At 33.0% G+C, this 22,642-nt stretch carries 22 protein-coding genes; 6 read left to right on the forward strand and 16 right to left on the reverse strand.

Annotated elements, in window-relative coordinates:
- Positions 1–7: 7 nt before the first annotated feature.
- From BLT46_RS10580 to BLT46_RS10595, 4 genes are all read right to left on the reverse strand, one after another.
- Positions 8–1,750, reverse strand: coding sequence for an OstA-like protein (locus tag BLT46_RS10580; RefSeq protein ID WP_090410020.1), 1,743 nt, complete (start codon positions 1,748–1,750; stop codon positions 8–10).
- Positions 1,751–1,870: 120 nt separating this feature from the next.
- The gene (locus tag BLT46_RS10585) at positions 1,871–3,142 is read right to left on the reverse strand and encodes an adenylosuccinate synthase (RefSeq protein ID WP_090410022.1); all 1,272 of its coding nucleotides are present in this window, start codon (positions 3,140–3,142) and stop codon (positions 1,871–1,873) included.
- A gap of 27 nt (positions 3,143–3,169) precedes the next feature.
- Positions 3,170–3,640, reverse strand: a complete 471-nt coding sequence (locus BLT46_RS10590; protein WP_090410024.1) for a Fur family transcriptional regulator — start codon at positions 3,638–3,640, stop codon at positions 3,170–3,172.
- A gap of 96 nt (positions 3,641–3,736) precedes the next feature.
- The gene (locus BLT46_RS10595; protein WP_090410026.1) at positions 3,737–5,950 is read right to left on the reverse strand and encodes a RelA/SpoT family protein; all 2,214 of its coding nucleotides are present in this window, start codon (positions 5,948–5,950) and stop codon (positions 3,737–3,739) included.
- A 1,073-nt stretch (positions 5,951–7,023) separates the two neighbouring features.
- Here BLT46_RS10595 and BLT46_RS10600 point away from each other — a divergent pair.
- Complete coding sequence (locus BLT46_RS10600; protein WP_090410028.1) at positions 7,024–7,896, forward strand: helix-turn-helix domain-containing protein; 873 nt, start codon at positions 7,024–7,026, stop codon at positions 7,894–7,896.
- Between the two features lie 76 nt (positions 7,897–7,972).
- Complete coding sequence (locus BLT46_RS10605) at positions 7,973–9,130, forward strand: iron-containing alcohol dehydrogenase (RefSeq protein ID WP_090410030.1); 1,158 nt, start codon at positions 7,973–7,975, stop codon at positions 9,128–9,130.
- An 87-nt stretch (positions 9,131–9,217) separates the two neighbouring features.
- Here BLT46_RS10605 and BLT46_RS10610 read toward each other — a convergent pair whose 3' ends face one another.
- From BLT46_RS10610 to BLT46_RS10640, 7 genes are read right to left on the reverse strand one after another with little or no spacing between them, the layout of a single operon-like run.
- Entirely contained in the window at positions 9,218–10,012 is a 795-nt protein-coding gene (locus tag BLT46_RS10610) for a TrmH family RNA methyltransferase (RefSeq protein ID WP_090410057.1), read from the reverse strand.
- 4 nt (positions 10,013–10,016) lie between these two features.
- Positions 10,017–11,351, reverse strand: a complete 1,335-nt coding sequence (locus BLT46_RS10615) for a DUF58 domain-containing protein (protein WP_090410032.1) — start codon at positions 11,349–11,351, stop codon at positions 10,017–10,019.
- 12 nt (positions 11,352–11,363) lie between these two features.
- Entirely contained in the window at positions 11,364–12,362 is a 999-nt protein-coding gene (locus BLT46_RS10620; protein ID WP_090410034.1) for an AAA family ATPase, read from the reverse strand.
- Between the two features lie 9 nt (positions 12,363–12,371).
- Positions 12,372–13,580, reverse strand: coding sequence for a hypothetical protein (locus BLT46_RS10625; RefSeq protein WP_090410036.1), 1,209 nt, complete (start codon positions 13,578–13,580; stop codon positions 12,372–12,374).
- Positions 13,577–14,383 carry a DUF4129 domain-containing protein gene (locus BLT46_RS10630; RefSeq protein ID WP_090410038.1) on the reverse strand — a complete coding sequence of 269 codons (807 nt, stop codon included), beginning with the start codon at positions 14,381–14,383 and terminating at the stop codon, positions 13,577–13,579. The genes BLT46_RS10625 and BLT46_RS10630 overlap by 4 nt, the downstream gene beginning before the upstream one ends.
- Positions 14,383–15,303, reverse strand: a complete 921-nt coding sequence (locus BLT46_RS10635; protein WP_090410040.1) for a hypothetical protein — start codon at positions 15,301–15,303, stop codon at positions 14,383–14,385. The genes BLT46_RS10630 and BLT46_RS10635 overlap by 1 nt, the downstream gene beginning before the upstream one ends.
- Positions 15,304–15,316: 13 nt before the next feature.
- A complete protein-coding gene (locus tag BLT46_RS10640; RefSeq protein WP_090410042.1) occupies positions 15,317–16,285 on the reverse strand; it encodes a stage II sporulation protein M in 969 nt (322 codons plus the stop codon).
- 22 nt (positions 16,286–16,307) lie between these two features.
- On the opposite strand from BLT46_RS10640, the gene BLT46_RS10645 reads away from it, so the two are divergent.
- Complete coding sequence (locus BLT46_RS10645) at positions 16,308–17,048, forward strand: RDD family protein (RefSeq protein WP_090410059.1); 741 nt, start codon at positions 16,308–16,310, stop codon at positions 17,046–17,048.
- Between the two features lie 20 nt (positions 17,049–17,068).
- Positions 17,069–17,677 carry a trimeric intracellular cation channel family protein gene (locus tag BLT46_RS10650; protein WP_090410044.1) on the forward strand — a complete coding sequence of 203 codons (609 nt, stop codon included), beginning with the start codon at positions 17,069–17,071 and terminating at the stop codon, positions 17,675–17,677.
- On the opposite strand, the gene BLT46_RS10655 is transcribed toward BLT46_RS10650, so the two are convergent.
- The 5 genes from BLT46_RS10655 to BLT46_RS10675 form a co-directional block, all read right to left on the reverse strand.
- Positions 17,674–19,350 (reverse strand): SLC5/6 family protein, encoded by a 1,677-nt coding sequence (locus BLT46_RS10655; protein ID WP_143021894.1) that lies wholly within the window; start codon positions 19,348–19,350, stop codon positions 17,674–17,676. The two genes, BLT46_RS10650 and BLT46_RS10655, sit on opposite strands and share 4 nt — an antisense overlap.
- Positions 19,351–19,555: 205 nt before the next feature.
- The gene (locus BLT46_RS10660) at positions 19,556–20,080 is read right to left on the reverse strand and encodes a mechanosensitive ion channel family protein (RefSeq protein ID WP_090410048.1); all 525 of its coding nucleotides are present in this window, start codon (positions 20,078–20,080) and stop codon (positions 19,556–19,558) included.
- 2 nt (positions 20,081–20,082) lie between these two features.
- Complete coding sequence (locus tag BLT46_RS10665; protein ID WP_090410050.1) at positions 20,083–20,670, reverse strand: Maf family nucleotide pyrophosphatase; 588 nt, start codon at positions 20,668–20,670, stop codon at positions 20,083–20,085.
- A gap of 13 nt (positions 20,671–20,683) precedes the next feature.
- Positions 20,684–21,211 carry a KdsC family phosphatase gene (locus BLT46_RS10670; RefSeq protein WP_090410052.1) on the reverse strand — a complete coding sequence of 176 codons (528 nt, stop codon included), beginning with the start codon at positions 21,209–21,211 and terminating at the stop codon, positions 20,684–20,686.
- Positions 21,211–21,960 (reverse strand): Rossmann-like and DUF2520 domain-containing protein, encoded by a 750-nt coding sequence (locus BLT46_RS10675; RefSeq protein ID WP_090410053.1) that lies wholly within the window; start codon positions 21,958–21,960, stop codon positions 21,211–21,213. The genes BLT46_RS10670 and BLT46_RS10675 overlap by 1 nt, the downstream gene beginning before the upstream one ends.
- 58 nt (positions 21,961–22,018) lie before the next feature.
- Here BLT46_RS10675 and BLT46_RS10680 point away from each other — a divergent pair, with 58 nt between their 5' ends.
- Positions 22,019–22,408, forward strand: coding sequence for a group III truncated hemoglobin (locus tag BLT46_RS10680; protein ID WP_090410055.1), 390 nt, complete (start codon positions 22,019–22,021; stop codon positions 22,406–22,408).
- Positions 22,409–22,481: 73 nt separating this feature from the next.
- Positions 22,482–22,642, forward strand: a 161-nt coding sequence (locus BLT46_RS13345) for a transposase (RefSeq protein ID WP_143021880.1), incomplete at its 3' end; no start/stop codon positions are given.

Genomic DNA, 22,642 nt, shown 5'->3' on the forward strand with positions numbered 1-22,642 from the left:
TTATTGTCTATTTTGTAATCTTTTGCACTTGTGCTTTTGGTTGTAACTGTTTAACAGGTGCAGTATTATTTTGAATTTGAAGAGGAGTAGGTACTCTTTCTTCTTTTTTCTTTTCTACTTTCTTATCTTTTGTTTGAGAAGAGGAAGTAGGCATCGTTTCTGGTTGCAGTTCTAACGGCTTGTCAAATCCTGCTTTTTTATCATCTCTTTCCTTTTCTGTTTTCTTTTCATTTAAGAGTTCTTCATCAGTAAATATATCGTCCAAAGAGTTGATTTTTTCATCTCCTCTCCAAAGGAAATCTCTTAGTAATCTTGCGTTTTTAGGTAGTAGTGCATCAGGATACAAGTCACTTGACGGAGCTACGAACTTGGTAGCAGTGGCAATTTTGCCATCGTCAAAAGTTACATTGATATGACTACAGATCCCTTTGTCAATTCCTACTAACTCATTTTTATCATTATACATATAGTAAATGATTTCGGCGTTTTTAATAAGGTCAAGTTCAGAAAGTTTATTTTCTTTAAACTTACCATATAAGTTAACACCTTTCAATTGATTATATCCAGTGCCTATGGAATCTTTTTGAATAGCAAAAGCATTATCTATAACCTTAATTGAATCCATTTGCTCAGTTTGCATATTGCTAAGCATATGAATTAATCTACCTGTTAATTGTGTGTCTCCGTTCCATAATACAGGTTTTCCTATCATTTGTGTCAGTCCAATTTTTTCACTCCAGTGAATAGAATCTGCCTTACCACTCATACTATCTCTAAAAATTCGAGCATCTTTATAAGCGCGAATAACCCTTTCTTTATCTTTTCCTGTCAATAAGATGCGAGGAGCGTGCATATACACAGAATCACCTTCTTTCGATTTCATACTAACCAAAGCCTTCTTTGTAACATACATTGAATCTTGTGCTTTGTATAGTTCAGCATAATGCCCTGTAATCTTAGCTTTATTGATTGTATCCGTAATAACCACATTATTTGTAGCAGAAGCATAATCTTTTTGTTTCGCATAGTAAATAGAATCACCAGCTATTTTTCGCTGGTCATACCATATATACGAGTTTTTTACCATTTTTCCGATATCACTTTTAACATCGTAGAAACCATTTTCAGTATAAATGTAATCCCCTTTATTAGTAACCGTTGACGGACCATAAACATAAGCGTGTTCAGGTACTTCATAAAAGTCTAAGTGATTTGATTTAACTACAGTTCCTTGTTCAGAAGTAATTGTAACAGCAGTGAAGAATTGAAACTTCTTTTCTTCTGTGAAATATTTTCCACGTTGGCTCTCCAATATATTTCCTTTGTTATTAATCACAGCGTGAGAATCGTAGAACACTAAATTTTGGAAACGATCATACTTCAGAGTATCTGTTTCCATTGTAGAGTCCGGAGACGTTAAAAGTACATCACCTTGTGCGTAAGCAAAACCATTAGCTCCATTATACTCAGCGTATTTACTATTCATCGTCAGGGTATCCCCTTGGACAATGTGTACGTTACCAAAAAGTTTAAGGTAGTTTTCTTTTTCGAAGTAATATGCTTTGTTACACGTCATATTTAAACCATCGTGTTCCGCAGAAATATTCCCCGTTAGAATTACCGCATCGGGTAAAACCTGTTGGTTAATATCTGAATAATCAGCGTGATGTATAATGATTTTTTTTTTGTCTTGACTAAAACTAAGTAACGTGAAAAGTATAAAAATTACAGAATAATGTATTGCTCTCAAGTCGATATATTTTTGTCAAATTTAAGTAAAAAATGTGAACAAAGATTTTAGTTAAGAATAAATTATATTTAGGAAAGTAAAAAGATAAAAAAAACACTTCCGAAGAAGTGTTTTAGTGTATTATTTAACGATTGTTTGCGTTCTATCAGGACCAACAGATACAATTTTAATAGGCACATTAAGTTCTTTTTCAATGAACGTGATGTATTCTTTTAATTCTGAAGGTAATTCCTCGTAAGAAATCATTCCAGTTAAGTCAGCTTTCCATCCTTTTACTTCAGTATAGATTGGCTCAACGTTTTCTGGTTCGATGTTGTAAGGTAAATGATCGATTTCTTCTCCTTTATATTTGTACGCAGTACAGATTTTTAAAGTTTCAAAACCAGAAAGCACGTCAGCTTTCATCATATACAATTCAGTAACACCATTAACTTCAACTGCATATTTTAAAGCAACTAAGTCTAACCAACCACAACGTCTTGCACGACCTGTAACTGATCCAAACTCACGACCTACATTAGCCATAGTAGCTCCGATTTCGTCGCTTAACTCAGTAGGGAATGGACCGCTACCAACTCTTGTAGTGTATGCTTTGAAAATACCGAATACGTTTTTCACTTTGTTTGGAGGAACTCCTAAACCAGTACACGCACCAGCAGCAGTAGTAGTAGAAGAAGTAACAAATGGGTAAGTACCAAAGTCAACGTCAAGTAAAGACCCTTGAGCTCCTTCTGCTAATATTGATTTTCCATCTTTTAACGCTGTACTAACGTAGTTCTCGCTATCGATGAAAGTTAATTTTTTAAGTTGTTCAACAGAAGCGAAAAATTCCTCTTCTAATTCAGCAAGATTATACTGTAAATCCACATCGTGGAACTTAATCATTGCTTCGTGTTTGTCAGCTAAAGCGCGGTAACGCTCTTTAAAATCAGCTAATTCAATATCACCAACTCTTACACCGTTTCTACCAGTTTTGTCCATATAAGTAGGGCCAATTCCTTTTAATGTAGAACCGATTTTAGCTTTCCCTTTTGCAGCTTCAGAAGCAGCATCAAGTAAACGGTGAGTAGGTAAAATAAGGTGAGCTTTTCTTGAAATCAATAATCTTGAGTAGATATCAATATTAAATTTTTCAAGTCCTTCAATTTCTTTAATAAATACCACTGGATCAATTACAACACCGTTTCCGATGATGTTCATAGAATTTTTATGGAAAATACCCGACGGGATAGTGCGTAGTACGTGCTTGATACCATCAAATTCTAAAGTGTGTCCAGCATTTGGTCCACCTTGAAAGCGTGCAATAATGTCGTATTTAGAAGTAAGTACATCAACGATTTTACCTTTTCCTTCATCGCCCCATTGCAGGCCTAGTAGTAAGTCTACTGTCATTATTTGTGTTGTTAAATTGTTTTATTTTTAGTTGTTTTCCTTTTTCTCAGCCTCAGCTTCCGGATTCTTTCTTGAACCATAGAAGTAAAGAGAGTGATTATGGATGTCTATATTAAAGATCTCTTCGATCGTTTTTTTGATCGTCTGAATACGAGGATCGCAAAATTCAATTACTTCACCTGTGTCAGTTAAAATAATATGATCGTGTTGTTTGTCAAAATATGATTTCTCATAATGTGCTTGGTTTTGACCAAATTGGTGTCTTCTAACCAATCCACATTCAAGCAATATTTCAATAGTATTGTAAAGGGTAGCTCTACTAACTCTATAGTTTTTATTTTTCATTTTGATGTAAAGAGACTCTATATCAAAATGATCTTCACTATCATAAATTTCTTGTAGAATAGCATACCTCTCAGGAGTCTTACGATGCCCTCTGTCTTCTAAGAACTTCGTAAAAACATTTTTAACGATTTCTTGATTTTTTTCACTTCCCATTTTCAAAATATCTTAGGTGCAAATATAGAGCTATTTTCTTTTCAGACGAAAAATAAAAATAAGCTTCATCTATATTCATATAACTTTTAATTATTCTTAAGAAGGATTAACTCTTGACACTTTGTCAATTCCTTCTATCTTTTTGATGTTCATCATCATTTTTTTTAACACGTCATTATTTGGAACAATTACAGTGATTGAACCTTTGAATAATCCCGCATTTTCACTTAATGAGATACTGCGAATATTAACCACTTTACTCTCCATAATAATCTTAGTGATATCAGTAGTTAAACCAGCAGAATCCAAACCAGTAATATTAATAGTAGCTTCAAAGTTCATTGCAGTTTGAGAATCAACCCATTTAGCAGGTATAATTCGATAAGCATAGTTTGAACGCATACTAATAGCATTCGGACAATCTGTTTTATGTACTTTGATTCCCTCATTAATAGTTACAAAGCCAAATACGTCATCTCCAGGAATAGGATTACAACACGTAGCCAATTTATAATTTAGCTTTTCTTCATCCTTACCAAAAACTAATAAATCGGGTACTTTTCCGCTTGCGGCATCATTTATAGGAATAGAAGGTGCTCTCTTAATAGTCTTTTTAAAGAAATTAAATAAGGAGTTGTTTCTATTAGCTGCAAATTCTTTCAGTTGTGTATTATCGATCATTCCAGAACCCACGCGATAAAATACCTCTTGGCTTGTTTTCACTTTAAAGTGAGCTACCATTTCATTTACTACATTCTCGTCTAATGTAATTTTAAGGTGTTTTAATTTACGGATTAACTGTTCTTTTCCTTCGTCTGCGATTTTCTTTGTATCCTCGTTTAGTGCACTTTTAATCTTGTTTTTCGCACGAGAAGTAGTTACGTAATCTAACCAACTTACATTTGGTTTTTTACTTTCAGAAGTAATAATTTCTACCTGATCACCACTTGACAATACGTGGTTTAGTGGAACTAAACGACCATTCACACGAGTTCCTCTTGTGTGTAATCCCACCTCAGAGTGAATAGAGAAAGCAAAGTCTAAGGCAGTAGCCCCTTTAGGAAGCGATTTAATTTCACCCTTAGGAGTAAAAATATAAATCTCCTTAGCATATAAACTAAGTTTAAAGTCTTCCACAAAATCCACTGCATCAGTTTCAGCATTTTCTAATGCCTCTTTCAGTTGATTTAACCAGATATCAAGGTTATTTTCTTCTGTAACCCCATTTTTATATTTGTAGTGAGCAGCATAACCTTTCTCTGCAATTTCGTCCATTCGCTCACTTCGGATTTGAATTTCAACCCATCTACCTTTTGGGCCCATTACAGTAATATGCAAGGCTTCATATCCAGTTGATTTAGGAGCAGAAATCCAATCTCTCAAGCGGTTTGGGCTTGGGCGATAATGGTCAGTTACGATAGAATAAATTTTCCAAGCAATGAATTTCTCATCGTGAGGATTAGACTTATAAATAATACGCAAAGCAAATTTGTCGTACACCTCGTCAAAAGTTACGTTCTGTGCTTTCATTTTGCGTCGGATAGAGTAGATAGACTTTGGACGTCCTTTCATTGAATATTCAATATGTTCCTCATCCAAAGAAGCTTTTAGCGTATCACTCACCGATTTAATATACGCATCTTGTTCTTCCTTGCTCTCTTTCATTCTGTTTACAATGTCTTTGTAAACACGGGGCTCAGTATATTTAAGACCTAAGTCTTCTAATTTTGTTTTGATGTTAAACAAACCAAGTCTATGCGCCAAAGGAGCGTAGATATATAATGTTTCAGAAGCAATTTTGGCTTGTTTATAATCCACCATACTGTCCATTGTTTGCATATTGTGCAAGCGGTCAGCAATTTTAATAAGGATTACACGTACGTCATCATTCAACGTCAATAGCATTTTTCGGTAGTTCTCTGCCTGCATAGAAATATGCGGGTCAGGTTCAAACGTAGCCATTTTAGTCAACCCTTCAACAATCTTAGCAATTTTAGGGTTAAACCATTCTTCTATTTGTTCTACTGTAATGTCTGTGTCTTCTACAACGTCGTGTAGTAAAGCTGAAGCAATAGATGTAGGTCCCAAACCAATTTCGCTTGCTACAATTTTAGCAACAGCGATTGGGTGGAAGATATATGCCTCTCCAGATTTTCTGCGTTGAGGTCTGTGTGCCTCTACAGCTACGTCAAACGCTTTTCTGATTAACTTTTTATCGTCGTCAGTTAAAGTTTGATAACTTATTTGGAGAAGTTCTTTATACTCTCTTGCGATAGCTTTGTTTTCAATTTCAATTTCTGCCTCTGTCATAAATTACTCTTCTTAATATCGTAAATAACCTTGTATTAAATATATGAAAAAAAACAATGTATAAACCGCATTCTGGTTTAAAAATATAAGGTACATCATTTATAAAGCTTGATAAAATTTATAGAATATAAAATATCACGTTTTGTGATTTAATGTAAAGATTTACAAATCTTTACTAAAGTACAAACAATTTTATTATGTAGGAGTGTAAAATTATAAGAATTAAAAAGCCTTAAAAGTGACTGCTTTTGACAGTATGTTAAAGCTGGTTTTCTGCTTTTTTAGAGAAATTAGGGAGTAGAATTGTTTTGATTTATGTTCAAATGCTTCCCAAATAAAAATATTATGACTCTATAATGCTATCATACGATTTCCACACAATACACACAAAGTACTATAAACACTAGGTTTTAAATTATTGTAACGCAAATAAAATACAAAAAAGCGTTTTAGATTGTGCTACAACGTTTTTTTGTCTTAAAGGCATACCGCTTTCATTCCCAATAACACCACGGCTTATAAGTGTTTTGATTGTACCATGTTCGACACATGTTCGACACAAGTACCACATTTACTCGAAAATAGGGGGGTATTTCCGAAGGAGTGTAGAACTAATGTGGTACTTGTGTCGAATTAGTGCTAAACAAAACTAAAAGCAAAGTAATCTGTTTACCCTAACGTAGCCTTTTCTGTCAATATAAACTATTAATAGGTTAATTATTAAACAGATAGTTGTACTGTTAGTTTTAGCTTATAAAGTGAAAATATGGATAAGCGTAAGGCGATAATTAAAAAGTAGTTATTTTAAGATTATAAGCTATCATTTCACATCATTTGCATTAAAAATACTCATATTAAAAACAGGTTTGCTTTTTTGTTTGTAGGTTTGTAGTCAATCAAATCTCTCCCTTACAATAAGTATAGCTATGTAGTAATGTTTGGCTATAAAACAATAAGAATATGATGTTATGACAAGTTAGAATTACATTGTTTAATAATGCTGGTTTTCTTGTAGTGTAAAGGGGGATTGACAACAGGGTTTATGTTGTTAGTAAATATTAAATAGTTTTAATTTGAAAAGGATAGAAATAAAAAATAAGATTCTAAAACAAGAGGACAAAAGTCTTTCATTTCGTGTATATGACTTGACAAAAGATAACTTACAAGATTATCTTGAACCACATAAAAAAGATCACTTTTGTATTTTTATAGTAGAATCGGGGGAGATAGAGCTTCAGTTAGAAGCTAATATTATTTCGCTAAAATCAGGTAGAATTTCTATTGTATTTCCAGAACAGATAGCGGCTGTTTTGTCTGTATCGGAAGAAATATCTGGCAAAATATTGCTGTTTGAAGAAGTGTTGTTTTGTTCGGATATTTTGAAGAACGAATTGCTGTCATATAACGTTAATTTATCAACTAACTTAAATTCACTAATTCTATCTCCGGCAGAGTTTGAACGTGCAAAAATGGTGGTTACTAATATTGAAAGTATTTATGAAAGCCCGAGTTTAATGCGTAAAGAACAAGCGCGATTTTATATCAAAATTTTGTTGTTAGGGCTTATAGAGTCTATTCACGGACAGCAACCAATCTTTCAGTATGAGACAGATAAAATGGTTTATATCCGTTTTAAAAAGATGTTGAACGAACAGTATAAAAGCGAGAAAACAGTGAAGTTTTATGCGGATAGTTTGGCTATTTCTACTAAGAAATTAAATAGTATTACGAAAAGACATTGTGGCGAAACAGCCATTAATGCTATACATACGCGTATTTTACAAGAGATTAAAAGGTTGTTGTTGTTTTCTGATTGGACCCATAAACAAATATCTTTAGAACTTGGGTTTAGTTCGCCCTCTGCCTTAAATAAATTCGTTAAAAACAAATTAGATGAAACGCCAACAGAACTTCAAAATGAGTTGGCTCAAATTTATAACAAATAGGACTAAGTATATAACATCTGAGGGGAGGATTGCCCATACTTTTGCTTCAGAAATTAAACAGAAAAATTAGTCAAAAATGGGTAAGTTATTTATTGCAGGTGAGATGTTCCACGGTGCTGGAAGTCTTCAAGAATTAAAAAATATAAAAGGGAGCAAAGCGGTAATCGTTACAGGTGGAAGCTCAATGAAGAAAAGCGGAATGTTAGGTAAAGCAATTGCTTACTTAGAAGAAGCTGGATTAGAGATTAAAACGTATGAAGGAGTAGAAGAAGATCCATCATCTGAAACTTGTTTCAAAGGAGCAGAGTTGATGAAAGAATTTCAACCTGACTGGGTTGTAGGTCTTGGAGGATGTTCTGCAATTGATGCTGCAAAAATGATGTGGGTATTCTACGAACACCCAGATGCTGATTTTGATGCAATGACAGTTCCTTTTAAAGTTCCGACTTTACGTAACAAAGCTAAGTTTATTGCAATCCCTTCTACAAGTGGTACAGGTACAGAAACTACTGGTTTAGCTGTAATTACTGACCGTGAAAAAGGTGTGAAATACCCTATCGTATCGTATGAATTAACACCAGATATTGCTATCGTAGATGGAGAGATTTGTGAATCTATGCCAGCTCACGTTACTTCTAATACTGGTTTAGATGCATTAACTCACTGTGTTGAGGCGTATGTTTCTAATATCGAAGATAATTATGCTGATGTATTGGCTAAAGGTGGTTTAGAGATTGTTTTCAACAACTTGAAAGAAGCAGTTAAAAATCCTAACAATATTGTAGCTCGTCAAAATATGCACGATGCTTCATTTATGGGAGGTCTTGCTTTTAACAATGCTTGGTTGGGAATTGTTCACTCTTTATCTCATCAAGTAGGTGCGTTATATGGCATTCCCCACGGTGCTTCTAACGCAATCTTTTTACCAAACGTAATTCGTTATAACGCAAAAGCAACAGAGCGTTTTAGAGACCTTGCAAAAGTTCTTGACAAAGAAACAGCAGAAGACTTAGCCCAAGCAGTTGAAACGTTAAGAGCTGAGGTTAATAACCAAGCGGCGATTAAAGACTTCGGAATTTCACGTGAGGATTGGGATAAAAACTTAGACTTCATTGCTAACAATGCTTTCTTAGACCCTTGTACTGGTTTCAACCCAAGAAAACCAACTGTTCAAGAGTTAAAAGATATCTACAATGCTTGTTATGATGGTCTTGTTTTTGTAGAAAACAACTAATCAAAGTATTTGAAAGTTTAGAGAACAATAGTTCTTAAATCACGAAAGCCTGTCGATTGACAGGCTTTTTTTATAGGATGATTTCGCTTATTTAAAATCGCGTTGTCTTTTTGCTTCAAAAAGTAGGATAGAGGCAGCAACGGATACGTTCATAGAATCAATAACACCACTCATTGGAATGATGATGTTTTTTGTACTGGCATCTCTCCATTGTTGCGTAAGTCCTGTCGCTTCTGTACCTACTACAAAAGCTGTCGCTTCTGTGTAATTTCTTGTGTGGTAAGAAGTAGAATCTTGTAAAGTAGCACAATAGATATTGATATTGCGCTCTTTTAAAAAGGCAATTGCTTCTTCTGTTGTAGCCATTGCAATCTGATTGGTAAATACACAGCCAACACTTGAACGGATGATGTTCGGGTTGTATAAATCACTACGCGGGTTAGCAATGATAACGGCATCAATATTAGCTGCATCTGCTGTTCGTAATATAGCTCCAATATTCCCAGGCTTTTCAGGTGCTTCCGCAATTAATATAATCGGATTTTCAGAAAGCTTTAAGTCTGCTAAAGAAAGTGTTTTCGACTGCGCTATTGCAATTACTCCCTCTGTTGTATCTCTATAGGCTAACTTCTGGTAGACGTCTTTTGATATTTCTATCAACTCAGTTTCTGCTGTAATAAAAGGTTTTAAGCTTTGCTCACTAATGATGTCAGCATAGAAAAGTAACGTCTTCATTACATAGCCACCTTTAGTTGCTAATTCGATTTCTCTAACCCCCTCGATGATGAAAGAGTTGCTTTGTTTTCTATTTCTTGCTTTTTCTTGTAGTTGAACAATACTTTTAATAAAAGGATTTTGAGGACTGTCTATTTTTTTTATCATCATTCTATAAGGTACCTTTTGCTTTGATTTGCAGGTATTTATTTATGGTATTTATGGATAATTCTTCTGGTGCGGTTAGTATGGATTGTATTCCATATTTTGTCAATTCATTGACGATTAATCGCTTTTCAAAGTTAAATTTTTCTGCAATTACTTTGTCAAAAATATCATCAATGTTTTTTGCCTTCTTATTTGTCAGTTTTGTCAACTCTGTATTTTCAAAAAACACAACTAATAAGACGTGGTTTTTGGCAATAGCTCTTAGGTAAGGCAGTTGTCTTTTTAAACTATTCATCGACTCAAAGTTGGTGTATAATATAATCAGACTTCGATGAGTAATTTTGTGCTTTATTTGTGCGTATAACTTTCCGAAATCACTTTCAACAAAGTTTGTTGTTACGCGATAAAGTTGCTCCATTATTTTGTGTAACTGCGTTTTTTTACTATCCGCAGGGAGTTGGTTTTTAATGTCCTCCGAAAAAGTCATTAAACCTACTTTATCGTTCTTTTTTAGAATTACGTTAGACAGGGCTAAAGTTGAATTAATAGCATAGTCTAAGAGCGATAGCCCGTTAAAAGGCATTTGCATAACGCGCCCTCTATCAATGATACAGTAAACTGTTTCTGTGTTTTCATCTTGGTATTGGTTTACCATCAACTCGTTTTTCTTAGCGGTTGCTTTCCAGTTGATAGTGCGTATATCGTCTCCTAAAACATATTCTTTAATTTGCTCGAACTCTGTAGTGTTGCCAATTTTCCTGATTTTCTTCATTCCAAAGGCGTATTTGTTTTTCGAAAACGCCATCAAGTCGTATTTTTTCATTTGGATAAATGAAGGGTAACTTGGCAATGTAGCTTGGTCACAAAAAACATAGCGTTTAGCTACTAATCCCAAAGTAGAAGAAACATAGATATTTAGTTTTCCAAATAGGTACTCTCCGCGTTCTTTAGGTGAAAGAGTATAGGAAATAGTCTTGTGTTCTTTAGCCAGTAAGGTTCTCTTGATTTCAAAGTCCCTTTTTTGAAATTGAAAAGGTATCTCGTCTATTATTTCACAGTGAAAAGTAATAGGAGATTGATTTTCAATCGAAATATAAATAGGGTTTTCATCTCCATTAGAAAGTTTTTCTGGCAAAATACGCACAGCATTGACTTTGTTTTTCTTAGAAAACAATAAGGATATATCTACTAATATCGCAGCAAAAAACAATAGGAATAGTCCCCAAACAACTAAGTATAGCACAGGAAAAATAAACGCAAGTGCAAATAAGACCATAATACTACCAAGGCCTATATACACGCGCTTCTGAAGATAAAGTTGTTTGAAAAATTTAAACATAATGTCTTACAATTATCTTGGGATATCTATTGATTCTACGATTTGATTTATAATGTCATTTGCCGTAATACCTTCCATTTCTCTTTCCGGAGAAACAATAATACGGTGTTGCAACACAGGAATAGCTGCTTCTTTGATGTCTTCAGGTGTAACAAAATCTCTGTTGTTGATAGCAGCAAAACCTTTAGCAGCATTTAGAATAGCAATTGAGGCACGAGGAGATGCTCCTAAGTATAACAAAGAGTTTGTTCTGGTATTAGCAACAATCTTAGCAATATATTCTATAATGTTTTTCTCTACAATAATCTCTTTAATCAAATTTTGAAAAGCAATGATTTCAGTAGGAGTTAGTACTTTTTGTATTTGGTCTAACTTCTTCTTGTCTTGTAATTCGTGTTCTTTTTGAATAATAGCAATTTCCTCTTCTAAAGAAGGGTAGTCAATGCTAATTTTAAATAAGAAACGGTCTAATTGTGCTTCTGGTAAGCGGTATGTTCCCTCTTGTTCAATTGGGTTTTGTGTTGCAATTACTAAAAACGGAGCATCCATTGTATATGTTTTGCTGTCAATAGTAATTTGGCGTTCCTCCATTACCTCAAACAAGGCAGCTTGTGTTTTAGCCGGAGCACGGTTAATCTCATCAATCAATACTAAGTTAGAAAAGATAGGCCCTTTTTTAAACTCAAATGCCGATTGTTGCATATTGAAAATAGATGTACCTAAAATATCTGAAGGCATTAAATCAGGCGTAAACTGAATACGGCTAAAGTCCATATCAATAGCTTGTGCCAGCAATTTAGCAGAAAGTGTTTTCGCAACTCCAGGTACTCCTTCTAATAAGATGTGGCCATTGGCAAGGAGAGCCACTATGATTTGGTCTATCGTCTTTTCTTGTCCGATAATTACTTTGTGTATTTCACTTCTAATAGCCTTTACTTTTTCTTGTAATAAGCTCAAGTCTAAACGTGATTCAAAGTGTAAGTTTTCTGATGAAATTGGCGTGTTTTCCATAGTATATTTTTAATCAATGATTTTCTCTATTATTTTATTTAATGCAACTAATTGTGCTTCAGAAGCACTGTTAGGAGTTGCTTTGAACTGTTCTACAAAAGAAACAAACTGCTTGATGTCTTGTTTGTCCTTACCTGTTTTAGCGTGTAAATCAAGTATAAACTGTTTGTTTAACTTAGTTGTATCAATCCAGTATTTACGTCTTATTTTTTCTAAAGTGTAAATAATTGACTTATTGATGAGGTCTTCATAATCTTTGTTTTGCAAGTATAGATTAGAAACTGTTTTTGTAAAGTCAACTGTTGTATTTGACAAAGGCTTAATAATCGGGATGACACGTTGTTTTCGCTTTGCTGTAAATAAGACAAAAACAATAAGGGAAATCAAGAAGAAATACCACATCCACTTCAAAGCAGGATTGTTTAGAATAAAACGCAACATTGAATTGGATATATACTTTTCGTCGCCAGCAATTTTAGTTACTGAGAAAAATAAATCTCCCTTTGGTATATACGATAAAACACCAGCTATGTAAATATGATTATTACTTTTTAGCATATTGTAATTCGTAAACATAGCAGGTTCAGTACCTAAAATAAGAAACCCTTTGCCTATAGGTATGCGAATTAAGTTTGGGAATTTCTCTCCCTTTATTTTAGAATATCCAAGTACTTCAGCAGTTTCTTTTAGTTCTTCAGACATATCAAAGTACCTAAAAGTAGGATTGTCAAGTATAAAAGAATAAGAAGTAAGGTTCTTATTTGTCAGTGAAACCGAAAGGTTTATGTCTTCTGTTAAGGCATAGTTTTCATATCTTTTTTTCATAGACATTGTTTCGAGACCTCTTATTCCATCAATATACTTTTGAAAGATTAAGACTGTATTACCGTAAGCAACATAATCCTCTATATCACTCATCGAATGTTCGCTGATGTACTCATAGCCTTTAATAGATATGACAGCCGCTGAAGTTATTGAATCCGTTGCCTTTTCAGCAAAGAAGTTATACATATTATCAGTAATGCGGGTAACAGCTGTACGATTGTCTAAGAGCTTGTCTATTTCTTTGTCCAATACATATAGACCATAAGGAATCTTATCAACATTGCTGTAAGTTTCGGTCCAGTTAATGGGTGGTTTTCTACTGGATTCTATGAAGTAAATAAAACCAAGAATCACAAAGAAAAAGAATATAAATTTATTTATAGAGTTTTTCACGATACATTGGTTTTTAAGGTTGTTTCATAAGAACGCTTGGCTTGAAAGAACTCAGCTTCTGTGATTTCGTGTTCTCCGTACCAGATATTATTATAGATATAAGAAAGGTATTGGAAATTCTCTCTTGTTTTTTTGTCTTTTATTTCTGCAACATAATCAGAGTTTGTCTTTTCTATATGCCATTCAATTTGTTTACTCTCCTGTAATGACTGTAACAGCCATAGGTAGTAATAGCGAATTGCTAATCTGTATTGCGATTCGTTTATAGTTTTAGAAAGTAAGGTAGGAAAGTGTACCGTTGTTAAGTTCTTTTCTACATCATCTACAGGTATTGCAACTTTCTTAGAACGCTTTTTAAAGAGCCAATAAGCATCTTTTTGTACAAAGGCTCTAATGATGTAAAAAACTAATATTCCAATAGCGAAAATAGAAAGAATTCTGTAGAAGATAGTAAGTCTACTTTGTGTTTCGTAATCGACATCAAATGCACTAAAGAAATCAGAAATAAGATCTCTTAGCCAATTTTTAAAACGTTGCCATATTGTATCCTCTGCTTTAGTGTCCTCGTAGTTGAAGTTTTGGTCTTTTTTATACTTCTCTTTAAAGTTTTGGTCAAATTGAAGTACAGAAATATCACTCTCCTTATCTTCTATAAGGGGAGTAGTCTTTTTGTTTTTTGCTTGTGCCTGGCGTTCTACGATTGGAGGAAGCTGGGTTCGAATAGAATCAATAGCTTTCGGTTGAGCGTAAAGAGAGCCAACTACAAGAGTTAGGGATAATATTGTAAAAAGCGTTTTCTTCATTAGTTGTTACCTATCATATCAATATCAATGTGAGATTGTGTGTTTTCTTTGTGTTCACGAGCACTATAGTAAATCATACCTTGGTTGATAATCAATAGGCTGTTAGCAAAGAATGACAATATTGTAGATAAAATAACAACAGCAATCATCATAATTTTGTATCCTGATGTCAATGAAATATCTTCAATATTTCTATCTGATGTAAATACACCTACGTAAAAAATTACTTGAGGAATAGCAGATAGAATTGACGCTACGATATTAATGACAAGGTACACAATAGTCGTGTTACCAATGATAGGCCAGAAATTTGATTTAACGATATAAAAAGCCGTTTGGAATGCTGTGAAGACCCCCACTTTTTTAGTTACATACTCATAGTATGCAATGGTTGTCAAAGAGGTAAACGTTGGTAATAAGATTAGAAGTAAAGGTAGTCCAATTATTAGGAATATTAATAATGCTGAGATGAAGAAAACAATCATCATCAAAGGGAAAATTAAAAACATAGTACCTAAAACAAAAATAAGAAGGCGACCGAAGTCTTTTTTTAGTTCACTCTTAATAGGAGCAATTTCTCTGTATTGATTAGGAATTGTTGTGATGTTTTTTAAGTAATAAATAGGGAATGTATAAGCAAGAATTGAAATTGCAATTCCAATTATAAAAGTAACAAAGGCGATTAGAATAGCCCATCCGAAATTAGTGTTTAGAAATTCATCAACAGAATCCATTGTGTCATTCATAACAGTTTTAAAGAACATATCAAACAAGAAATAAACACAAACAAACAACACTAAAAGGAGTGGACCACAAAGGGTAAATAAATTAGTAAAGAATGTTTTTCCCTCTAACTTAAAGAAAGAAATAGTATCGTTGATATAATCACTAAAGTTTCTTTTTTTGAATACTTGGAACATAGTGTATTTGTTTTTATAAGTTGATTAAATGTTTTTTGTAAACCTTCTTGGGATAGATAAAAAAGTAAAATAATATCAGATAGAAGGATCCAAATATAATTATATAGTTCAGAATGTCTGGCATTTCTTTAGCGTATCGGGTTATAAAACCTTCAATAAAAGCGGCTACTACAATGAAAGGGACCATTGCAATGAATATTTTAAAACCGTTGTTAAAGCCAAGTTTAAAAGAATTCATACGCGAATATGTTTTTGGAAAGAGGAGACTTGCTCCAAATACGAAACCAGCAAACGCTTCAATGATAATTCCAGTTATTTCAATAGCTCCGTGTAACCATATTCCTCTAAAGCTGTCCATAAAAGCATTCTCTTTGATAAACAAATATTGGAATGATCCGACCATAATAGCATTATAAAATAGGAAGAGAAGCGTACCTAAACCAGCAAATATTCCGAATACGAAAAACTTTAACCCAACAAATAAGTTATTAAAGGCAATTCCGATAAAACTACCCCAGTTACTCCCTGATTTATAAATACCCATAGCATCGTCTTTTTTGATGTTTTCTAAGGTTAAATTGACGTAGCTATCTCCCAAAACAAGACGTATAAAATCTAAGTCGTAATGTGCTGAAAGTGCGCCTATACCAGCAAGAAGAAAGAAGACAAATACAGTGAAGTATAAAAGACTTTTGTGTTCGTGGACTATAAGAGGTACTTCTGTTTTAAAAAAATGTACAACTCTATTTTCCTCGATACGTTTAGTTTTATAAATTTTTTGATAAGTTTGCGCTGCTAAAGTGTTGAGATATTGTGTAACTTTACTTTTGGGATAATAAGTTTGCGCAAACGATAAGTCATTCATTATCTGTATGTACATATCGGCAAGGTAATCGGGTTTGTGTGTAGTATTTGAATAGATTATTTTTTCAAATTCTATCCATTGATTCTTATTGTTTTTTATAAAAGCGACTTCCCTCATTTAACACGGCAAAATAATGTTTATGGCTAAATTAACAATAAATACAACACAAAATATTAAAATAGAATTTAAAAGTGCGTCGCTTGGTGAGCGAATTATCGCATTTGTTCTTGATAATATATTTAAGTTGCTATATGTTATTTTAGTTAGTTATATCATTAATAAGTTTCGTTTAGCAAAAGGTTTCGATGATAATTGGTCAGAGATAGCATTTTGGATTATATCATTTAGTCCAGTTTTTTTCTACACACTATTCTTTGAGTCGATTATGCAGGGTGCTACACCCGGGAAGAAAATAATGCGTATTCGCGTGATTAAAATAGATGGCTATGAAGCATCAATAGTTGATTATGCTACTCGTTGGATTATGGGACTAATTGATTTTTGGATGATGTCTGGTGCAGTTGGAGTAATATCGATTGCAAGCTCTTCTAAGAGTCAGCGATTGGGAGATATTTTAGCAGGAACATCTGTTATTTCAATTAAAGAACGCGTACCATTAAGTGCTACTATATTTCAAGAAGTTGCATCAGAATATGTACCCTTATTTCCTCAGGTGCTTAATTTAAGTGATAAAGATGTTTACATTATTAAAGAAGCGTTGTATAGCTATAAGCAAACGAAAGATTATTCGCTTTTACAAAAGCTGGTAAGTAAAGTGGAAAATGTGATCGGAGTAGGCGGAAGAAGATCAACACTTACAGATTTAGAATTTATAGAGGCTGTATTGAAAGATTATAATCAGATGACAGCTAAGATTTAATAGAATTACTTAAAAAATAGATGTATAGTTTTTTCGATATTTTAGATTTATTAGGAACATTAGCATTTGCTATATCAGGTGCTTTAGCAGGTCGTGAGCGTAGGTTGGATTTGTTTGGAATGAGTATTTTAGCGTTTGCTACTGCCATTGGTGGAGGAACAGTAAGAGATGTGATGATTGGATATACTCCTGTTATGTGGCTTACAAATTTGAATTACTTTTTCATTACACTATTTGGCGTGTTCTTAGCAATTATCTTTTATAAAAAATTCAACTTTTTGAGATATTCTCTTTTCTTATTTGATACAATTGGTATTGCTGTGTTTACGCTAATTGGCATTGAGAAAGGAATGAATGTAGGTTTACACCCGATAATCTGCGTAACATTAGGAACAATTACTGCTTGTTTTGGAGGAGTAATACGAGATATTTTAGCGAATAAAATTCCGATTATTTTCAAGCAGGAAATTTATGCTACAGCTTGTATATTAGGAGGTTTAATGTATTATGTGTTGAATTACTTTGAATTGAGTAAAGACATTTTATACATAGGAACGGCAGGAATCATTATAGTAATTCGTTTATTAGCCGTTAAGTACAAATGGAGTCTTCCTTTTGCTACAGTTTAAAAGTTGTTTTTGATTATTTGATAAGCTTCTATTGCATTGTGAAATAGGTAAGTGAAAAGCAAAACTAAAAGTACACCGATAGAATTATACCAAATGTAGTGTATATCTATTGTAAAGAATAAAATCAAAATACTAATTTGTGTTAATATTCCACTGTAAAGAACAGCCAGATTATGAACATTAGGAGTTAATATAGCTATTAGTAAAAGCCCCAAAATAGTTCCAAAAAATAAAGAGGAGTAGCACCAAAGCATTTGAAATAGATTACTAAATACAGGTATTGTATAGCACAAAGCAAGGGCTAGTAATAGACAAACAGAAGCTATAATTGGCTGAATGATACTTGTATTTATTTCTGTTGTAGTGTTTGAACTAAAGTAGTGTAATGATCTTTGTGATAGATATTTGACTTCGTTGTGTACCATTGCAATCATACTGATTAAAAATAGTGCAATTACAAAACCTGTTATTCCAGCAGGAATCTCATTGATGATAAAATCTAAAAGAATAAAATCCGAATCGTTAATTTCAAGTTTCCCATTCGCTTTTCTTATTGTTTGCTGAGCAGCTTTGTGTAATTCATCTTCATTTTCATTTAAACATACTAATTGATATTGTAGTACTGGGTTGCTATAATTTTGGTATATCTGTCCAGTATATAATTGACTAACTTCTTGTTTATGAGCTTGTAATATGTTGTATTTCTGTTGTATGCTATCATATTCTTGAGCATAGGGAGAGTTCATTACAATGTATTCGTTATGAGGGTTGTAATGAAGTTTTGGCGTATTGAATTGGTAAAAGGTAAACAACATACAACCTGTAAATAAAATAAGAGCTTGTAAAGGAATATTAAATAGCCCGTTCATAATTAAACTATCTTTTGTTCTACTACTATATTTTGTTTTATTATAGATAGCTAAAACCCTTGTTTCAAGACTTAACATTGCAATAAATAATAATGTTCCATTGACCATTCCGTTGATGTAGGTCAATCCCCTTTTAAGGGAAAGTGAAGGCACAATAACTTTTAGTTTATCGAAAGAATCTGCAAATTTTAAAACATCATTAAATCCCATACCATCTGGTAGCTTGTAAAGAATATCAAGAATGATAGCAATCATTAAAGTAATAAAACACAATAGTTGCATTTTTTTTGGAAATATTTTTGTTTTTTGTTTGTAGATGATTGCCAGTGAAATACAAATGAAAGTTACAATTAATAATAGTGATTTAAAGCTGACACGAACTAATAAAGAAAGGATAATTGAAGTGGCATAAAGACATACACTTAGAAGTAATATTTTTTGAATAATAAAAAGTATTACCGCTAATCTACTAGCTTGGGTACCCAGTTTTTCTTCTATGAATTCAAATGCATTAGTGGTTGTACTTGCTTTGAATTTAGGGAGTATATAAGCACAAATAATATAGATGGCAAGTGGAATACCAAGGAAGAATTGTAAAAAGGTCATTCCGTGATAATAAGCTATTCCAGGGAGGGATATAAATGTGAATGAAAGGGTTTGTATTCCTAAAATCTTGAAACCATAGTATAATGTTGATGGTTCATAAATTGAGGTTAGGGAAGTACGTCTTCTTTGTCTAATTTGATTAAAAGTGATAAGTAAGAATAACACGATGATGAATATGCTCCAATCTAATAGGTTCATGGGAATGTGAATTGTATTTGTAGCCTATGTTTGGTAGAATAGTTGGTAGGGTGTTAATAGCATAGTAGAAGCTAAAAAAAGCCAGTTACGCAAATTTGCGTAACTGGCTTTAGTACTACTACCATTTTACTATTAAAACCGTAGTAGTAAATACAATTTTTGTGCCATTGTATATTTTTGAATACTGTTAAAATTAATATTTAACTTATATACTTGGACTATCTTGATCTTTGTTTTTATCAATAATGACAATTCCTTTTTGTAATAATAAGCTGTTAGGGTAAGATATTTTTTCTTTGTCCACAGTTAATAAAATTGTACAGAAAGCTTTGATGTCGATTATTTCAGCTTCAATAGGGAAGTCTTTATCCTGAATTCTAATGGTATCACCAATTCGAAAAGGGAATGAGAAAAATAATAAAATACCCGCTGTAATATTACTAAGCAATGACCACTGAGCAAACATTGCAACTCCAATTACTGTAAATACAGAAGTAATTGTAAGCATAAAGTTTTCTGGTTTCACTCCCCAAATAGTTAATATAAGTACGAGATAAAGAAACAAGATAAGTGTATTGAATAGCCTTATAACTAAGTTTACTCTGCTATCTTTTCGATCCTCTTTGGAAGAGAAAGAACGAATAATATAAGCAGCTATCTTTTTAGTTGGAATATATAATACGATAACAATTGCTGTTGTTATTATTTCACGAAAATACTCTTGTAACATTGTTATTCTTTAATAAATTGAATTAACTCTTGTACTAATTCGGTTGTTGGTAAGCCTACAATATTAGTGTAAGAACCATCAATTTTTTCAATACCAACTAAACCTATCCACTCTTGAATTCCGTATGCACCAGCTTTATCAAATGGTTTATAGTTGTCAATGTAATAATAGATAACTTCATCTGATAATTCTGAAAAGGTAACTTTTGTTATACAGTTAAAGATTCTTGTTTTATTCTTATTTCGAAGACAAACAGAACTTATAACCTCGTGCTCTTTTCCACTGATACTTTTAATCATTTCATAGGCTTCTTGTCTGTCTGCTGGTTTTCCCAACGATTGATTGTTATTCCAAACAGTAGTATCACTTGTAATTAATATTTCATTATCACTTTCAAGTGCAATGGCTTCTGATTTTGCTATTGCTATAAAGTCTGTTATTTCTCCAGCTTGTAATTCTTCAGGGTAGCTTTCGTCTATATCAGATGCTCTGACTACAAAGGGAATGCCAAGTTCTTGTAAAAATTGCTTTCTACGAGGAGAATTAGAGCCTAAGACAATTGCGTATTCTTTAAATAATTTATCTAACATAAAAGAGGGAACATTAATCGTATTTAGCGTCAAAATGTTGAAACCACTTCTGTTGTGTTTTCATAACTTGTTCAATAACATCTCTCGCAGCACCTTTTCCTCCATTAACATGAGATATATATTTAGCTATGCGTTTTATTTCTGGAACAGCATCTTGTGGACAAGTAGGCAATGCTACCTCATGCATAATATGATAGTCAGGAATATCGTCACCCATATAAAGTATATTCTCTGGGTTTAGATTGTGTTTCGAAATGATTTCTTTGAATACTGTTACCTTGTTAGGAACAGCCATGTAGATTTCTTTTACTCCTAAGTTTTGTAATCTAATGCGTACTCCATCATTGCTTCCTCCAGAAATAATACATACTTGGTAACCATTTTCAATAGCAGCTTTGATAGCGTATCCGTCACGAATACTCATATCTCTTAATAAGCTACCATCTTGAGCTACGTGTACATTTCCATCTGTAAGTACACCATCTACATCAAAAATAAATGTAGTGATGTCGTTCATTATTTCTTTAAAGTGTTTAGACATTATTTGCTTTGTATTGATTTTGTTATTAATTGGTATATTTCTTTTTTAATTGGGTCATTTAACGCATTAAGGTGTCGGTCTATAATACTTTGATCACCTCGAATGGCTGGCCCAGTTTGTGCATCTTTAGGAGCTAAAACCTCAATTTTATGTGCTGTTTCTAAGATAAGTGGTTTTAGAATGTCAAACGGTACATTATTTTCTTTACAAATTTCTTCACCTAATGTGCATAAGTGATTTGTGAAATTGTTTACAAACACTGCTGCTAAATGAATTGCTTGACGTTGTGTACTACTAATTTTATAAACGCGTTCAGAGAATTTTATTGCTATTTTCTCTAAAAGAAGAAAGTCTTCTACATTGCTCGCCTCTAAACAAAAAGGGATTTCTGAAAAATCAACTTCTTTGTCAAGAGAAAATGTTTGTAACATATAAAAGACACCTTTTCTGTTTGTGTTTTGAATACTATCCATTGGTTTAGTGCCAGAAGTATGTACAATAAAAGCATTTGCAAAAGGTATTGCATTAGATACTTCTTCAATAGCATCGTCACTGACAGCAATGATGAATAAATCAGCAGGTTTTAACTCGCTGATGTTTGTTATTATTTGATTGTGAGAAACTAAGTTACTAACTTTGTCTGGTGTACGTGCATAAACTTGTTGCAAAGCTATATTGTCTTGTTCTAATATATTTAGAATCAAGTGATGCGCTACTTTTCCAGAACCTAATATTGAAATAGTTATCATGGTTACGTGATTGAGGGGTTGTGGGGGATTTATTAATACGTAAAAATAAGCATTTGTAATGAAAAAAGACATAGAAAGTATAGAAGATATTAGGGTTTTGGTAGATACCTTCTACGGACGAGTGCAGAGAAATGATTTAATAGGGCCAATATTTGAAAGTAAATTGGCAGGTCGTTGGCCAGAACATTTAGAGAAAATGTATAGATTTTGGCAGACAATTCTATTAGACGAATATTCTTATAGTGGGCGCCCTTTTCCACCACATTCACAACTACCAGTAAACCAGGAGCATTTTGATACGTGGAAATACTTATTTAATAGTACTGTAGATGAATTATATAAAGGTAAATTAGCAGAAGAAGCTAAATGGAGGGCAGAACGTATGGCTACAATGTTTTTAAGTAAAATAGAGTATTTTAGAGATGTAGGTAGTAAACCTCTGATGTAGTTATAAAAAAAAACGCTTCATTACGTAATGTAGACATGCCCCAAAAAGTTAGACACTTTTTGGGGCATTTTTTATGAGTAGAAAACAGAAATACAATTTTGAATTTAAGTTAGGTATAGTAACTATTATTTTGGAAGGTAAAGACAGTATGAGGGGACTTTCTCGATCAGAAAAAATCAGTGAGTTTAACCTTTATTTTTGGCTTAAACTATATGAAGTTTATGGAGAACAAGG

The sequence above is a fragment of the Myroides phaeus genome, from assembly GCF_900099675.1.
In the GTDB taxonomy this organism is placed as follows: domain Bacteria; phylum Bacteroidota; class Bacteroidia; order Flavobacteriales; family Flavobacteriaceae; genus Flavobacterium; species Flavobacterium phaeum.

Bases quoted from the DNA above. Each gene is read 5' to 3' on its own strand.
- BLT46_RS10585 (WP_090410022.1), bottom strand. From the start codon at position 3,142: ATGACAGTAGACTTACTACTAGGCCTGCAATGGGGCGATGAAGGAAAA.
- BLT46_RS10590 (WP_090410024.1), bottom strand. From the start codon at position 3,640: ATGGGAAGTGAAAAAAATCAAGAAATCGTTAAAAATGTTTTTACGAAG.
- BLT46_RS10595 (WP_090410026.1), bottom strand. From the start codon at position 5,950: ATGACAGAGGCAGAAATTGAAATTGAAAACAAAGCTATCGCAAGAGAG.
- BLT46_RS10605 (WP_090410030.1), top strand. From the start codon at position 7,973: ATGGGTAAGTTATTTATTGCAGGTGAGATGTTCCACGGTGCTGGAAGT.
- BLT46_RS10610 (WP_090410057.1), bottom strand. From the start codon at position 10,012: ATGATAAAAAAAATAGACAGTCCTCAAAATCCTTTTATTAAAAGTATT.
- BLT46_RS10615 (WP_090410032.1), bottom strand. From the start codon at position 11,351: ATGTTTAAATTTTTCAAACAACTTTATCTTCAGAAGCGCGTGTATATA.
- BLT46_RS10620 (WP_090410034.1), bottom strand. From the start codon at position 12,362: ATGGAAAACACGCCAATTTCATCAGAAAACTTACACTTTGAATCACGT.
- BLT46_RS10630 (WP_090410038.1), bottom strand. From the start codon at position 14,383: ATGAAGAAAACGCTTTTTACAATATTATCCCTAACTCTTGTAGTTGGC.
- BLT46_RS10635 (WP_090410040.1), bottom strand. From the start codon at position 15,303: ATGTTCCAAGTATTCAAAAAAAGAAACTTTAGTGATTATATCAACGAT.
- BLT46_RS10640 (WP_090410042.1), bottom strand. From the start codon at position 16,285: ATGAGGGAAGTCGCTTTTATAAAAAACAATAAGAATCAATGGATAGAA.
- BLT46_RS10645 (WP_090410059.1), top strand. From the start codon at position 16,308: ATGGCTAAATTAACAATAAATACAACACAAAATATTAAAATAGAATTT.
- BLT46_RS10650 (WP_090410044.1), top strand. From the start codon at position 17,069: ATGTATAGTTTTTTCGATATTTTAGATTTATTAGGAACATTAGCATTT.
- BLT46_RS10655 (WP_143021894.1), bottom strand. From the start codon at position 19,350: ATGAACCTATTAGATTGGAGCATATTCATCATCGTGTTATTCTTACTT.
- BLT46_RS10660 (WP_090410048.1), bottom strand. From the start codon at position 20,080: ATGTTACAAGAGTATTTTCGTGAAATAATAACAACAGCAATTGTTATC.
- BLT46_RS10665 (WP_090410050.1), bottom strand. From the start codon at position 20,670: ATGTTAGATAAATTATTTAAAGAATACGCAATTGTCTTAGGCTCTAAT.
- BLT46_RS10670 (WP_090410052.1), bottom strand. From the start codon at position 21,211: ATGTCTAAACACTTTAAAGAAATAATGAACGACATCACTACATTTATT.
- BLT46_RS10675 (WP_090410053.1), bottom strand. From the start codon at position 21,960: ATGATAACTATTTCAATATTAGGTTCTGGAAAAGTAGCGCATCACTTG.
- BLT46_RS10680 (WP_090410055.1), top strand. From the start codon at position 22,019: ATGAAAAAAGACATAGAAAGTATAGAAGATATTAGGGTTTTGGTAGAT.